This window comes from Thiorhodovibrio winogradskyi, from assembly GCF_036208045.1.
GTDB classification, from domain to species: Bacteria; Pseudomonadota; Gammaproteobacteria; order Chromatiales; family Chromatiaceae; genus Thiorhodovibrio; species Thiorhodovibrio winogradskyi.
Map to the genome: position 1 here is coordinate 1,056,907 of NZ_CP121472.1, position 13,949 is coordinate 1,070,855.

The following is a 13,949-nucleotide window of genomic DNA, read 5'->3' on the forward strand; positions in this document are numbered from 1 at the left end:
GTAGAGATTCAGTGAAGCACGCGCCATTTTCGAGCATCAAGCAGGATATTGACACAAAAACTGAAGCGTGGGAGCCAGGAATCGGGCAAGACATACCAACCGATGGGTCATGGGACTGATGGGTCGTGGTATGGTTATCAGAAGATTGGACGCGCCATCTTAGCGCGTCATGAGGCGGCTGGAAGCCGCTTATACCAAATAAGACACCTATATTTGGAGTTGCTGGTTGCTCGGGGGAAAGAAGATACCCGCTCATGCGGGGCGGGTATCGCGAGACCCATCTGGGATTGGCTGCCTCTAGCCAACGCGGCGCAGGATCCAAAGCGCGATGAGGACGAACATGGCTGGCGGGAAGAAGGCTGCCAGGGCGGGGTCCAGGCCATAGAGTAGCGCCAGGTAGGTGAAAGTGCGGTTGATGAGATAGAAGGCGATGCCGATCAAAATACCGGCAAAGATTTTGATGCCCAATCCGGTGCTGCGTGCGGAGCCGAGCAGCACCGGGATGGAGATGAAGATCATGGCGAGTACCAGAATTGGGTGAACGAGCTTGCCCCAGAACGCCACTTGGTAGGGGCCGCTGTCCTGCTCGCTCTCATCGAGGAAACGTAGATAACGCCATAGCCCCCAAATTGGCAGCGAGTGAGGTTCCACGACCATGACCTTCAGGAGCGCCGGGTCGATCAGTGATTGCCAGCGATCTCGTGCCAGGTGTTCCGCCCGCACGCTGTCCTCGCCGATATGACTGCGGGAGATGTCCTTGAGGATCCAGCGATCACTCTCGTAATGCGCTTCACGCGCATGGGTGGCTGTGATGAGTCGGGTGCCCTCAAGTTCAAGGATGACGATATCGCGCAAACGCGCATCCGGTAACACTTGGCGCACATTGATAAAAGCATTGTCATCGCGTGCCCAAAAGCCGTGTTCGGTGATTTGAATGTCCTGGCCACTCTGGGCGCTGGTACGCAATGCCAGTGCGCGCTGATCGGTCAGCGGGGCTAGGCCCTCTCCCAGCAGCAGGGCGGCGATGGCCAGCACCAGGCCGCCAGCAAGTGCGCCGAGCACGATGCGGCCGATGGAGACACCGGCGGCGCGCATGGCGACCAACTCGGAGCGACTGGCCAGCATGCCAAGTCCGACCAGGGCGCCGATGAGGGTCGCGATTGGGAAGAGTTGGTAGGCGTAGCGCGGCAGACTAAGGGTGACATAGAGCAAGGCCGCGGAGAAGCCATAGGCGTTGGTGCCCATGTTGTCCATCTCGTCGGCCAGGATAAAAATACCGAGCAAGGGCAGCAAGGCCGCCAGGGTGATCAGGGTGCCGGCGATCACGGCCATGGCGAGATAACGGTCGAGAATCTTCATCGGGCGGCCGGGAATCCGTTAGACTGGTGGCTGGTTTGCCCGTCGCTCATCGGAGCGGGTCTGTGTGATGCGCCAGCCCTGGCGGGAAATCGGGCAGCAAACAGCATTGTGTGGAGGATGCATGGAATTCTCAATCAAAACAGGTGAGCTTGCCACGCTGAAGACAGCCTGTCTGATTCTTGGTGTTTTGGAGCAGCGCCAGTTTTCCGCCGCGGCCCGGGCTGTCGATGATGCCAGCGGGGGGCGGCTGGGTAAACTGCTTGAGAGCGGCGATCTCGATGGCGATGCCGGTCAGACCCTGGTGGTTCACCAGGTGCCAGGGGTGGTGGCCGAGCGCGTGATGCTGGTCAGTTGCGGCAAGGCCGAGGAACTTGACCGCCGTGCCTACGAGAAACTCCTTAAATCCGTGTTTGCGCGCTGTGCGGACTTAGGTCTGGGAGAAGCAACCTGTCTCTTGGCTGACCTGGCCGTCGAGGAAATGACAGCTTACCAGCGCCAGCTTGCGCTCGCTCAGGCTGCGGCGTGGAGTGCCTACCGCTACGAGCATACCAAAGCCAAGAAGCCCAACGCCAAGGCTGCGCTCGCATCCCTGTCGCTTTGGGTGCAGGCCGATGCCCAGCGCGCAGAGACGGAGCAGGCCGCGGCCCATGCGCAGGCCATCTCCGCCGGTGTTAATCTGGCGCGTGATCTCGGCAATCTGCCGGGCAATGTCTGCACGCCAAGCTATCTGGCCGAACAGGCCGCGAGCATGGCCGATGGGGCCGATGCCCTGAGTGTCGAGGTACTAGATGAAGCCGCCATGCGCGAACTCGGCATGAATGCGCTGTTGTCGGTGGCGCGCGGTAGTCGCGAACCAGCCAAATTGATCATCATGCAGTATCGCGGCGGGCGGGATGACCAGAAGCCCATCGTGCTGGTCGGCAAGGGGCTCACCTTCGACGCCGGTGGGATTTCCATCAAACCGGCCGCTGAAATGGATGAGATGAAATACGACATGTGTGGTGGCGCGGCGGTGATCGGCGCCATGCGGGCGGTGCGCGATCTTAAACTCCCGCTCAATGTCATCGGCGTGGTACCGGCCTCGGAAAATCTGCCCGATGGTGCCGCGAACAAACCGGGCGATATCGTCACCAGCATGTCTGGCCAGACCATTGAGATTTTGAATACCGACGCCGAGGGCCGCTTGATTTTGTGCGATGCGCTGACCTATTGCGAGCGCTTCGAGCCCGATGTGGTCATTGATATGGCGACCCTGACGGGGGCTGTGATCGTGGCGCTGGGCCGGCATCCTTCGGGTTTGTTGGCGAACGACGACGCGCTGGCCGAGGCACTGCTCGTCGCTGGCGAGGCAGCGGGAGATCGCCTCTGGCGTCTGCCCCTGTGGAAGGATTACGACAGCCAGCTCGACAGCAACTTTGCCGACATGGCTAATATCGGCGGGCGCGATGGTGGCGCCATCACCGCGGCGGCCTTCTTGGCCAAGTTCACCAACAACTTTACCTGGGCGCATCTCGACATTGCCGGTACGGCCTGGATCACCGGCAAGGAAAAGGGCGCGACCGGTCGCCCTGTGCCCTTGTTGTTGGAGTATCTGATCCGCCGGGCCGGGCTGGTGCACTAGCGAGCGGACCGGCTCCGGCATGGTGGCAAGGGACATGCGATGACGCGCGTCGATTTCTACAGCCTAGAGCCCAGTTTTCGCGGCAACCGCTTTGATTTTGCCTGCCGACTCATTGAAAAAATCCGCACCCAAGGGCTGCGCGTCTTGGTCCACTGCCCAGATATCGCGCAAGCGCGGGCGCTTGACCGGCTGCTGTGGACCTTTCGCGACGAGGCTTTTGTGCCGCATGGACTAGTCGGTCAGGTCGATGCTGAATGGACGCCGGTGCTGATCAGCCCGAACGGTGAGCCAGTGGTGGAGAATCAGGTGCTGATCAATCTGGCGCAAGAGGTGCCGGATTTCTTCTCGCGCTTCCAGCGGGTCTGCGAGCTGATCGATCAAGCTCCGCGGGTCTTGACCGCTGGCCGGCAGCGTTGGGCCTGGTATAAACAGCAGTCCGTTCGCCTTGAGCATCATCGCATTGGCGGTTAAGTCGGCGCGGCGCTTGGCGCCCGCGATCAGGCTGGTTAGACTGCGCGTGGGAGTCGGCCAGACAATCGCTGTTCGGGCCTTGTTCGCAAGGTGCCGGGGGGAGGAAAGTCCGGGCTCCGCGGGGCAGGGTGCCAGGTAACGCCTGGGGGGCGCGAGCCTACGGAAAGTGCCACAGAAAAGATACCGCCAACCCCGCCGCCAGTCATCTGGTCGGCGGGCGGTAAGGGTGAAATGGTGCGGTAAGAGCGCACCGCGCTTCTGGTAACAGAAGTGGCAGGGTAAACCCCACCCGGAGCAAGACCAAATAGAGGAGCAGGCGATCATCAATGAGTTGATTGCGCCATGCGGCCCGCATGGGCTCCCGGGTAGGTCGCATGAGGCAGACGGTGACGTCTGTCCCAGATGAATGATTGTCCACGACAGAACCCGGCTTATCGGCCGACTCCCCTCACTGTTGAAGAATTGAATGGATACCCTTAACCAACTGATTCCTTTGATTGCCGTACTGGCCTTGCCGATGCTCTTGGCCATCACTGTGCATGAGGCAGCACACGGCTGGGTGGCCAGCAAGCGTGGCGATAAGACGGCGCTGATGCTGGGGCGGGTGACCTTCAATCCGATCAAGCATATCGATCCGGTCGGAACCATCGCGGTGCCGCTGGGCATTTTTCTGCTCTCCTCGCTGGGGGGCACGCCCTTTTTGTTCGGTTGGGCCAAGCCTGTGCCGGTCAACTGGCGCAATTTGCATCATCCGCGTCGGGACATGGCGCTGGTAGCCGTGGCTGGTCCAACAGCCAATCTGCTGATGGCCCTGATCTGGGGGCTGATGATTAAACTCGGTGCCCTTTTATTGCCAACCTCGCAGTGGATCGCGCTGCCGCTGATCTACATGGGCGCCGCTGGGGTGCTGATTAACTTGCTACTAATGGTGTTGAATCTTTTCCCCCTGCTGCCGCTCGATGGCGGGCGGGTGCTGAATGCCGCTCTGCCGCCGCGCCTATCCTTTTACTACAGTCGGCTCGAGCCCTTTGGCTTGATGATTTTGATTTTCATGCTCTTCACCGGCGCGCTCGGTCTCATCCTGCTTCCAGCGGTGTCAGCCGTGCTATCGGTGCTGCCCGGCGCCGATATCGTGCGCGAGCTCTTTCCGCTTTGATTCCTATCGATTTGAGTCCATACCGATTTGGCTCCATAGGCTTTAACCGAGCACTTTTCATCACCACGAGGTATAGCAACATTGTCTTCGGTATCCGCCGCGCATGCGCGTGTGCTCTCAGGAATGCGCCCGACCGGCCGCCTGCATCTGGGGCATTATCATGGCGTGCTGAAAAATTGGCTCGAATTGCAGCATGAGTATGACTGCTTCTTCTTTGTCGCCGACTGGCATGCCCTGACCACGGACTACGAGCAGCCAGGCAATATCCCCCAGGCGACCTGGGAGATGGTGATCGACTGGCTGGCGGCGGGCATCAATGCCGGGTCCGCCACCCTGTTCGTGCAGTCGCGGGTACCCGAGCATGCGGAGTTGCATTTGCTGCTGTCCATGATCACGCCGCTTGGTTGGCTTGAGCGGGTGCCGACCTACAAGGACCAGCAGGAGAAGCTCAAGGAAAAAGACCTGGCCACTTATGGCTTTCTCGGCTATCCGCTGCTGCAAAGCGCCGATATCCTGATGTACCGCGCCGGACTGGTGCCGGTGGGCGAGGATCAGGTCGCCCATGTCGAGATGACGCGCGAGATTGCCCGCCGCTTCAATCACATTTACGGTCGCGAGCCGGATTTTGAGGAACAGGCCGAACAAGCCGTGCGCAAAATGGGTAAGAAGAACGCGCGCCTGTTCAGCGACCTGCGCCGTGGCTACCAGGAGCAGGGCGATCAGGAGGCGCTCGGGGTTGCCCGCGCCCTGCTCGAGACCCAGGCGAATTTGACCATGGGTGATCGCGAGCGGTTGTTCGGCTATCTCGAGGGTGGCGGGCGGGTGATTTTGCCCGAGCCCAAGCCGCTGCTGACCAAGGCATCAAAAATGCCAGGGCTCGATGGCCAGAAGATGTCCAAGTCCTATGGTAATACCATCGGCCTGCGTGATGATCCGGCGGAGATCGAAAAAAAGCTGCGCACCATGCCAACCGATCCCCAGCGCGTGCGCCGCACCGACCCGGGCGATCCGGATGTTTGCCCAGTCTGGCAGTTTCATCAGGTCTACTCCGATGATGCGCGTCGGGACTGGGTGCGGGAGGGCTGTCGTTCCGCCAGTATTGGTTGTATCGAGTGCAAGCGCCCCATCATCGACGCGGTGCTTGCCGAGCTGGAGCCAATACAGCAGCAGGCGCGCGAGCTTGAGCATCAACCCGAGCTGGTGCGCTCCATCCTCAACGATGGCTGCGATCATGCGCGCGATGTGGCGCGCGAGACCATGGCCGAGGTGCGCCATGCCATGTCGCTGACGCAGAACTAGCCCGTCGCCGATGGTCGCGGCTGCCGATGTTATTCTTGATTCCGATCCCGATGTCGCGTTGCCCGGCGAGTCACTGCGGGCGCTGGTGCATGGTCAGCCCTTCAATGAGTGGCCGCAGGATCTCTTTATTCCGCCAGATGCACTCGAGGTGTTTTTGGAAACCTTCGAAGGGCCGCTCGATCTGCTGTTGTATCTGATCAGACGGCAGAATTTGGATATTCTCGATATCCCCATTGCCGACATCACCCGACAGTACATGGATTATGTCGAGTTGATGAAAGAAATGCGCCTGGATCTGGCCGCCGAATATCTGGTCATGGCCGCGCTCCTGTGCGAAATCAAATCGCGCATGCTGCTGCCGCGTCCCGCGACCGAGGATGAGGAGGCCGAGGACCCACGCGCCGAGCTGGTGCGCCGCCTACTTGAGTATGAACGCTTCCAGCAAGCGGCGCGCAAGCTCGATGAGCTGCCGCGGCTGGAGCGTGACTGGTTGCAGACCCAGATTGAGGTGCCGACTGTCTACTTGCGTCGCATCCCGCCCCAGGTCGACCTGTCCGAGATCCTTGCAGCCCTGCGCGCCGTGCTTGAGCGCGCGGATCTGTCCGCCGCGCATCGGGTGTCGCAAGAGTCACTGTCCTTGCGCGAGCGCATGACCATGGTGCTCGAGCGCCTGCATGGGCGGGGCTTCACGCCTTTCGTTGAGCTGTTTGATGTGACCGAAGGCCGCCCAGGCGTGGTGGTGACCTTTCTGGCGATTCTGGAATTGATTAGGACGGCTGTGCTGGAATTGGTGCAGGCCGAACCCTTTGCATCCATTCATGTTCGCACCCGGGATGCGGCCGACGAGCCGGGAGTGGCCTGAAGGTGGCGGAACCTGATTTTGTGCTTGAACCCCAGACCGCACCCGAGCCTGGTTGCAAAAGCGCGCACGAACCCGATCTAAAACAAGTTGTTGAAGGTGCGCTGTTGGCGGCGGGCGGTCCGCTCAGCGTCGAGCGGCTGTTATCCCTCTATGGCGAGGACGAACAGCCCCCGCGTGATGCCGTGCTCGCGGCACTGGCGGCCCTGGAGCAGGACTACAACGGACGGGGTATCGAGGTGATGCAGGTGGCTGGTGGTTATCGCATCCAGGTACGCGCCGAGGTGTCACCACGGGTGGCGCGCCTGTGGGATGAAAAACCCTCGCGCTACTCACGCGCGCTGCTTGAGACCCTGGCGCTCATCGCCTACCGCCAGCCCATCACGCGCGGAGAAATCGAGGACATTCGCGGCGTTTCGGTCAGCACCCAGATCATCCGCACCCTGCAGGAGCGCGACTGGGTGCGGGTGGTCGGTCATCGTGATGTGCCGGGACGCCCGGCGCTCTACACCACCACCAAGACCTTTCTGGACTATTTCGGCTTGAAATCCCTGAACGAATTACCCCCACTGGCCGCCCTGCGCGAGCCAGCCGATTTATTGCGCGAGCATCCGTCCCTGGCCGAGTTGGCGCCGCCTGAGCTGGACTCCGGCGTGCACGAATCGGGCGAGCAGACAGACGCCAGCGAGCAGCCACACCCTGATCCGCGGCCAGATAATGAGGCAGTTGGGGAGCCATTAGGGCAGCCGGCCACCGACAGCGAGGAATCCCCATCATGAGCGCCGATGAGCACAACCCACTCGCGGGCGTGCGTCTGCAGAAGGCACTGGCCGAGGCAGGTCAGGGCTCGCGGCGGCGGATCGAGGAGTGGATCGCGGCAGGGCGGGTGCGCGTTAACGGACGTGTGGCGAAACTCGGCGATCGCGTGGTCGCGGGTGACAAGGTGCTGCTTGATGGGCGCGCGGTGCGTCTGCGGCGTGACGCCTTCAAGCGTCGGCGCATCATCGCTTATCACAAGCCCGAGGGCGAGGTGGTCACCCGGCGCGACCCCGAGGGCCGCACCACGGTTTTTCAGCATCTGCCCGGGCTTCATGACGGGCGCTGGATCGCTATCGGGCGTCTCGATATCAACACAGCCGGGTTGCTGCTGCTGACCAACGATGGCGCCCTGGCCAACGGCTTGATGCATCCTTCGCGCGCGGTGGAGCGCGAATATGCCGTGCGGGTGCAAGGACCAGTCGCCGACGGGGTGTTGCATCGGCTGACGCACGGGGTGCAGCTCGATGACGGTGAGGCGCGTTTCGAGGAGATCGTCGCCTCTGGCGGCAGCGGTTTCAATCAGTGGTTTCACGTGGTGCTGTGCGAGGGGCGCAATCGCGAGGTTCGGCGTCTGTGGGAAGCGGCCGGTTGCACCGTCAGCCGCCTCAAACGCGTGCGCTTTGGCAATGTGATCCTTGGCGCTCGGCCCTTGCCGCGCCAGTGGCGGCCGCTAACCGAAGAGGAGGAGTCTGGGTTGTTGGCGCTGGCCGGGCTGCCCGCCTCTCCTAGACCCGCAGGTCGCGGTGGTGGCGGAGGTCGAACGGGAACCGGGAGCGCTTGGTCGCGGGCGGGCTGACGCGGCCTGCTCCTAGGGGCTCTGGAAGCAGGGGCGCGCCAGACTGCTGGCGCACCAGACTGCTGGCGCAATAGTTGCGTGAAATCCGCGGCAAAGCCTGTTGCTTCATGATGCTTTTCATTGCTCTTGCTCTGATTGCAGGCGCAATCTGACGAGGCATCGACAAGCATTGCCAGATTGTATTTGCCAGGCTTGGGTAGGTTCTTGCCCTGCCAGTTTTTTTAATCACAGGAGTTTTTCACAATGACCATGACCCATGATGGCGCAACCAGAACCCGCCATGCCAAATTGCTCGCCTGGGTGGATGAAATGGCGGCATTGACCACGCCGGACCGCATCTGTTGGTGCGATGGCTCGGAGGAAGAATACAAACGTATTTGCGATCAGGCCGTGGAGGGCGGGACCTTCATTCGTCTCAATCCCGAGAAGCGTCCGAACAGCTTTCTTGCCCGCTCGCACCCGAGCGATGTCGCGCGGGTGGAAAATCGCACTTTTATTTGCTCCGAGCGCGAGGAAGACGCTGGTCCAACTAACAATTGGATGGACCCCAAGGCGATGCGCGTCGAACTCAAGGAACGCTTTCGCGGCTGCATGCGCGGGCGCACCATGTATATCATCCCATTCAGCATGGGACCCCTTGGCTCTCCCATCGCGCATATCGGCATTGAGATTACAGACTCAGCTTACGTGGTCGCCAACCAGCGCATCATGACCCGCATGGGGCAGTCGGTGCTGGATGTGCTGGGCGAGGAGGGAGACTTCGTCCCGTGCATGCACAGTGTTGGTGCGCCGCTGGAACCCAACCAGGACGACGTGCCCTGGCCCTGCGCGACTAATATCGAGGACAAGTACATTGTCCATTTCCCGGAGACCCGTGAAATCTGGTCCTTCGGCAGCGGCTATGGTGGCAATGCCCTGCTTGGCAAGAAATGCTTCGCGTTGCGCATTGCCTCGGTCATGGCGCGCGACGAGGGCTGGCTGGCCGAGCACATGCTGATTCTTGGCGTGGAGTCGCCCGAGGGCAAGAAGCACTATGTCGCCGCCGCCTTCCCGAGCGCCTGTGGCAAGACCAACTTCGCCATGCTGATTCCACCCAAAGCCTTCGACGGCTGGAAGGTCACCACGGTCGGCGATGATATTGCCTGGATCAAGCCCAATCCCGAGGATGGGCGCTTCTATGGTATCAACCCTGAGTACGGCTATTTCGGTGTCGCACCCGGCACCAACGAGAGCTCCAATCCCAATGCGCTGGCCTCGCTGAAGGAAAATGCCATCTTCACCAACACCGCCCTGACCGACGATGGCGATGTGTGGTGGGAGGGGTTGACCAAGGAGCCGCCGGCGCACCTGATTGACTGGCAGGGCAAGGACTGGACGCCGAACAGCGACCGCCCGGCCGCGCATCCGAACTCTCGCTTCACCGCGCCGGCTGGCCAGTGTCCGTCGGTCGACCCTGCTTGGGAGGATCCGGCCGGTGTGCCCATTAGCGCTTTTCTCTTTGGTGGGCGTGTCAGCAAAAACTTTCCGCTGGTGTTTCAAAGCTTCAACTGGGAGCACGGCGTTTATCTGGCCGCCACCATGGGCTCGGAGGCCACGGCCGCGGCCGTCAGCCAGCAGTCGATGCGGCGCGATCCCATGGCCATGCTGCCCTTCTGCGGTTACAACATGGCCGAGTACTGGAAGCACTGGCTGCGTATCGGGCGGCAGAAGGTGGCCACGCCGCCGCCAATTTTCCGCGTGAATTGGTTTCGCAAGGATGACCATGGCCACTTCATCTGGCCTGGCTTTGGTGACAACATGCGGGTGTTGGAATGGATAGTCGCACGCTGCGAGGGCCGCGCGCCCGCGGTGGAGAGTCCATTTGGTTTGTTGCCACCCTATGCTGCCCTGAACTGGAAGGGAATCGACTTCAGCAAGGCCGATTTCGACTCCATCATGAATATCGACAAGGAGATTGCCCGCCGTGAAGCGCTCGACCAGGAAGAACTTCTAGCGCGCTTTGGCGACCACCTGCCGCGCGAACTGGAGCAGCAGCGCGAATTGCTGCTCACACGCCTGTACCATTCTCCAGAGGTTTGGAAGTTGCCCGAGGCCGATCAAGGCTGAGGCAGGCCAAGGCAGTGGGAGACCGGCGGCCATTGTGCGCCGCCGATATTCCGATTTCCATTGCTGCAGTCTCTTCGCGAACAAGCTATCCTTGCGCTCAAGCTGCATCGGCAGGCGTTCTGAGATGCTGGTCCGTAGGGGCTGTTTCATTCGCTAGAATTGCCATCTTTTTCACCCAGCTTACTTTCACCTAGCTTAATTCCCTGGCCAAACAGAAGCCCCGTTCGATGTCCGACACACCCGCCGCGCCCGCAACCCATTTCATTCGCCAGATCGTCGCGGCGGACCTTGCCGCGGGCAAGCACGCGCGCGTTGTCACGCGCTTTCCGCCCGAGCCCAATGGCTATTTGCACATCGGTCATGCCAAGTCGATTGTGCTTAACTTTGGCCTGGCGCAAGACCTCGGTGGTCAGTGCAATCTGCGCTTTGACGATACCAATCCGCTCAAGGAAAGCCCCGAGTTCGTCGCATCCATCCAGGCCGATGTGCGCTGGCTTGGCTTTGACTGGGGCGAACGTGTGTTTTTTGCCTCCGATTATTTCGAGCAGCTTTATGGCTTCGCGCTCGAGTTGATCGATCAGGGATTGGCCTATGTCTGCGATCTCAGCGCCGAGGATACCCGCACCCATCGCGGCACCCTGACCGAGCCCGGACGCGACAGCCCCTATCGCGAGCGCTCGGTGGCGGAGAACCGGGCGCTGTTTGAACGCATGCGCGCCGGGGACTTTGATGATGGCAGCCGCACACTGCGCGCGCGCATCGACATGGCCTCGCCCAACATCAACCTGCGCGATCCGGTGCTCTACCGCATCAAGCGAGGCGTGATCCATCATCAAACTGGCAATGCCTGGTGTCTTTATCCCACCTACGACTTCACCCATCCGCTCTCCGATGCGCTCGAAGGCGTGACCCATTCGCTGTGCACGCTTGAATTCGAGGATCATCGCCCGCTCTATGACTGGTGCATCGAGCATGTCTCGGTGCCGACGCGGCCGCGCCAAATTGAGTTCAGCCGGCTGAATCTCGAATATGCCGTGATGAGCAAGCGCATCCTCACCCGCCTGGTCGAGGAGGGCCTGGTCGCCGGTTGGGATGATCCACGCATGCCGACCATCGCCGGGCTGCGTCGACGCGGCTACACGCCGGAATCCATTCGCGATTTCTGTACCCGCATCGGTGTGACCAAGGCGGACAATCTGGTCGAAATGGGCATGCTCGAGAGCGCCATCCGCGACCATCTCGACGCCAGCGCGCCGCGCGCCATGGTGGTGCTGCGCCCGCTCAAAGTGGTGCTGGACAATTGGCCGGCGGAACGCCTTGATGAGCTCCAGGCGGCACGTCACCCCAAGGATGACAGCATGGGGCTCCGCACACTGCCCTTTGGCCGCGAGCTGTGGATTGACCGCGAGGATTTCTCCGAGGATCCGCCCAAAGGCTTCAAGCGCCTGGTGCCGGGTGGCGAGGTACGCCTGCGTAACGCCTATGTCATTCGCTGCGAAGAGGTGATCCGCGACGCGGATGGCACCCCGGTCGAGCTGCGAGCCTCGGTTGACTTCGATACCCTGGGCTGCAATCCGCGGGGTCGCAAGGTGAAGGGCGTGATTCACTGGGTGGCGGCCCAGGGCGCGGTGAGCGCCGAGGTCAGACTCTATGATCGGCTGTTCAACAGGCCCAATCCTGGTGCGGGAGGGCGCGACATGGTCGCCGATCTCAACCCCGGATCCTTGAGCGTCTTGACTGGCTGCCAGGCCGAGGCCAGTCTGGGCGATGCGCTGCCTGGCGAGCGCTTTCAGTTTGAGCGCGAGGGCTATTTCGCCGTCGATGATGACAGCCGGGCGGACTGCCTGGTCTTCAATCGCACAGTGACCCTGCGCGATACCTGGGGCAAGCAGCAGGCCGCGCGCGGGGCCGCCTGATGTTGGCGGCCGCAACGGGAATCGAAATGACGTTCGAGACGAGGCCAGCATGACGGAGACATCCAAGCCGCCCAAGGTTCAGAGCCAAGGTATCCCCGCCCTGGAGCGCGCTTTTCTGGCTGCCAGCATCCGGCTGACGGCGCGTTTCTACAGCAAGGATCGCATCACCGCCATGTTCCGTGAGGAGGCGCATTTGGCACTGGAGCTGGCGTCACGCCTGTCGCTTGAGGAGGGCCAACGACGGGTGAGGATCCCGCGCTTCTTCGGCGTCGAGGCCGAGAGCTGTGACTGGTCGGTCTTCATGACACTGGAACATCTGGTTATCGCCAATACCGCGATTACGGCTCAGCTGCCGCGCCTATACTCAGGACGTGATCCCTGTATCGACTTTCCACTCGAGGATCTGAAACCCGTCCCCAGCGCCGGGCCCGAGCAGATCGAAAGTCTCGCCACTCTGCGCGAGCGCTATACCGAGGTGGTCGACAAGCTCGGCAACCTCCACGCCGGCTCCCGCTGTCCCCACCCCTGGTTCGGTAATTTCTCCGCCGCGCAATGGCATGCGCTGGCTGCCTTTCATACCAGTACCCACCGTCGCCAGATCGAACGCATCCTGAAAGTGCGCTAGGCGCGGGCGCCCCACTTCTCCCCACAGCCGGTTCTTGAGGTTCTTTCCCGAGCTCCCGCCGGGCTTATTTTGAGCTCTAGGCGGACTCGCTCCAAGTTTCCGACGAACGGTCGTTGTGCCCGATGTTCAGCGCCAGTGATCCGGCGTTAGCAGTTTCAAATTTCGCGTGAAATCGGGCTTTCCAGTGTCTCGCGCTGCCCGACTTGCGGACCTTTCCCCAGGGCCAAACACCTGCCCCAAAGACCTCAAAAAAACCTCGAATAGATCTTAGCAATTTCGTGCAATTATATGAAAATTGGTTATTTTCCAATTTTCTCGGTTGAGGTTTAAGCAAGTTGCGTAAGTTGCTGGCAACCCGTTAAAAATGGCTGCTACTTCCTTGACCGATGGATCAGGCTCTCCTAATATCAAGCTCGCGTGGGGGATTGTGGGGAATTAGGGGGTAAGTCGCTCAGCGACAGCAGCTGTGTTTCGCGGGGTCAGCTATTTGAATCTTGACGCCAAGGGGCGTCTGGCGATACCCGCGCGGCAGCGCGAGCGTCTGGCGCGCATGTGCGACTCGCGTTTGGTAATTACCGCTGACCCGCAACATTGTCTACTGGTTTATCCAGAAACGACTTGGGCGGAAATCGAGCACAAGCTGATGAAGCTGCCGTCTTTCGATCCGACAAGTCGGTCCATGCAGCGGTTACTGATCGGCTACGCCAACGATGTCGAAATCGACACCCAGGGACGCGTGATGGTTACCAGCGAGCAGCGGGAGTATGCAAACCTCGATAAACGTGTCGCCCTGGTTGGCGTTGGAAATAAGTTTGAGTTGTGGGATGAGGCGATCTGGCGTCAAACCCTGAAAGACGCCGAAGCCTCTTTCGACATGGCGAACCTGGCGGCGAGTCCGGAACTCGGTTCGCTATCCATTTAA

General features: G+C 61.0%; 12 protein-coding genes and 1 other RNA gene. 12 read left to right on the forward strand and 1 reads right to left on the reverse strand.

The window, feature by feature from the left end:
• Positions 1–297 precede the first annotated feature (297 nt).
• Positions 298–1,359, reverse strand: coding sequence for an LPS export ABC transporter permease LptG (gene lptG, locus Thiowin_RS04695; RefSeq protein WP_328986579.1), 1,062 nt, complete (start codon positions 1,357–1,359; stop codon positions 298–300).
• Positions 1,360–1,480: 121 nt separating this feature from the next.
• Between lptG and Thiowin_RS04700 the strand changes: the two genes are divergently transcribed.
• The 12 genes from Thiowin_RS04700 (at position 1,481) to mraZ (ending at position 13,949) form a co-directional block, all read left to right on the forward strand.
• Entirely contained in the window at positions 1,481–2,980 is a 1,500-nt protein-coding gene (locus Thiowin_RS04700; protein WP_328986580.1) for a leucyl aminopeptidase, read from the forward strand.
• Between the two features lie 39 nt (positions 2,981–3,019).
• The gene (locus Thiowin_RS04705) at positions 3,020–3,451 is read left to right on the forward strand and encodes a DNA polymerase III subunit chi (protein ID WP_328986581.1); all 432 of its coding nucleotides are present in this window, start codon (positions 3,020–3,022) and stop codon (positions 3,449–3,451) included.
• A gap of 49 nt (positions 3,452–3,500) precedes the next feature.
• Positions 3,501–3,901: RNase P RNA component class A (gene rnpB / locus Thiowin_RS04710), an RNA gene on the forward strand.
• Between the two features lie 16 nt (positions 3,902–3,917).
• Positions 3,918–4,607 (forward strand): site-2 protease family protein, encoded by a 690-nt coding sequence (locus Thiowin_RS04715; protein WP_328986582.1) that lies wholly within the window; start codon positions 3,918–3,920, stop codon positions 4,605–4,607.
• A 123-nt stretch (positions 4,608–4,730) separates the two neighbouring features.
• Positions 4,731–5,906, forward strand: a complete 1,176-nt coding sequence (locus Thiowin_RS04720) for a tryptophan--tRNA ligase (RefSeq protein WP_408034162.1) — start codon at positions 4,731–4,733, stop codon at positions 5,904–5,906.
• 10 nt (positions 5,907–5,916) lie between these two features.
• On the forward strand, positions 5,917–6,768 hold the full coding sequence (locus Thiowin_RS04725) for a segregation and condensation protein A (protein ID WP_328986584.1): 852 nt from the start codon (positions 5,917–5,919) through the stop codon (positions 6,766–6,768).
• 20 nt (positions 6,769–6,788) lie between these two features.
• Positions 6,789–7,544, forward strand: a complete 756-nt coding sequence (gene scpB, locus Thiowin_RS04730) for an SMC-Scp complex subunit ScpB (protein WP_328988008.1) — start codon at positions 6,789–6,791, stop codon at positions 7,542–7,544.
• Positions 7,541–8,380 (forward strand): 23S rRNA pseudouridine(2605) synthase RluB, encoded by an 840-nt coding sequence (rluB, locus tag Thiowin_RS04735; protein WP_328986585.1) that lies wholly within the window; start codon positions 7,541–7,543, stop codon positions 8,378–8,380. Before scpB ends, rluB begins: the two co-directional genes overlap by 4 nt.
• A 243-nt stretch (positions 8,381–8,623) precedes the next feature.
• Complete coding sequence (locus Thiowin_RS04740; protein ID WP_328986586.1) at positions 8,624–10,486, forward strand: phosphoenolpyruvate carboxykinase (GTP); 1,863 nt, start codon at positions 8,624–8,626, stop codon at positions 10,484–10,486.
• Positions 10,487–10,713: 227 nt separating this feature from the next.
• A complete protein-coding gene (locus Thiowin_RS04745; RefSeq protein WP_328986587.1) occupies positions 10,714–12,402 on the forward strand; it encodes a glutamine--tRNA ligase/YqeY domain fusion protein in 1,689 nt (562 codons plus the stop codon).
• A gap of 49 nt (positions 12,403–12,451) precedes the next feature.
• Positions 12,452–13,027, forward strand: a complete 576-nt coding sequence (locus Thiowin_RS04750) for a DinB family protein (protein WP_328986588.1) — start codon at positions 12,452–12,454, stop codon at positions 13,025–13,027.
• A gap of 487 nt (positions 13,028–13,514) precedes the next feature.
• Positions 13,515–13,949, forward strand: coding sequence for a division/cell wall cluster transcriptional repressor MraZ (gene mraZ / locus Thiowin_RS04755; protein WP_408034163.1), 435 nt, complete (start codon positions 13,515–13,517; stop codon positions 13,947–13,949).

Bases quoted from the DNA above. Each gene is read 5' to 3' on its own strand.
- lptG (WP_328986579.1), bottom strand. From the start codon at position 1,359: ATGAAGATTCTCGACCGTTATCTCGCCATGGCCGTGATCGCCGGCACC.
- Thiowin_RS04700 (WP_328986580.1), top strand. From the start codon at position 1,481: ATGGAATTCTCAATCAAAACAGGTGAGCTTGCCACGCTGAAGACAGCC.
- Thiowin_RS04705 (WP_328986581.1), top strand. From the start codon at position 3,020: ATGACGCGCGTCGATTTCTACAGCCTAGAGCCCAGTTTTCGCGGCAAC.
- Thiowin_RS04715 (WP_328986582.1), top strand. From the start codon at position 3,918: ATGGATACCCTTAACCAACTGATTCCTTTGATTGCCGTACTGGCCTTG.
- Thiowin_RS04720 (WP_408034162.1), top strand. From the start codon at position 4,731: ATGCGCCCGACCGGCCGCCTGCATCTGGGGCATTATCATGGCGTGCTG.
- Thiowin_RS04725 (WP_328986584.1), top strand. From the start codon at position 5,917: ATGGTCGCGGCTGCCGATGTTATTCTTGATTCCGATCCCGATGTCGCG.
- rluB (WP_328986585.1), top strand. From the start codon at position 7,541: ATGAGCGCCGATGAGCACAACCCACTCGCGGGCGTGCGTCTGCAGAAG.
- Thiowin_RS04740 (WP_328986586.1), top strand. From the start codon at position 8,624: ATGACCATGACCCATGATGGCGCAACCAGAACCCGCCATGCCAAATTG.
- Thiowin_RS04745 (WP_328986587.1), top strand. From the start codon at position 10,714: ATGTCCGACACACCCGCCGCGCCCGCAACCCATTTCATTCGCCAGATC.
- Thiowin_RS04750 (WP_328986588.1), top strand. From the start codon at position 12,452: ATGACGGAGACATCCAAGCCGCCCAAGGTTCAGAGCCAAGGTATCCCC.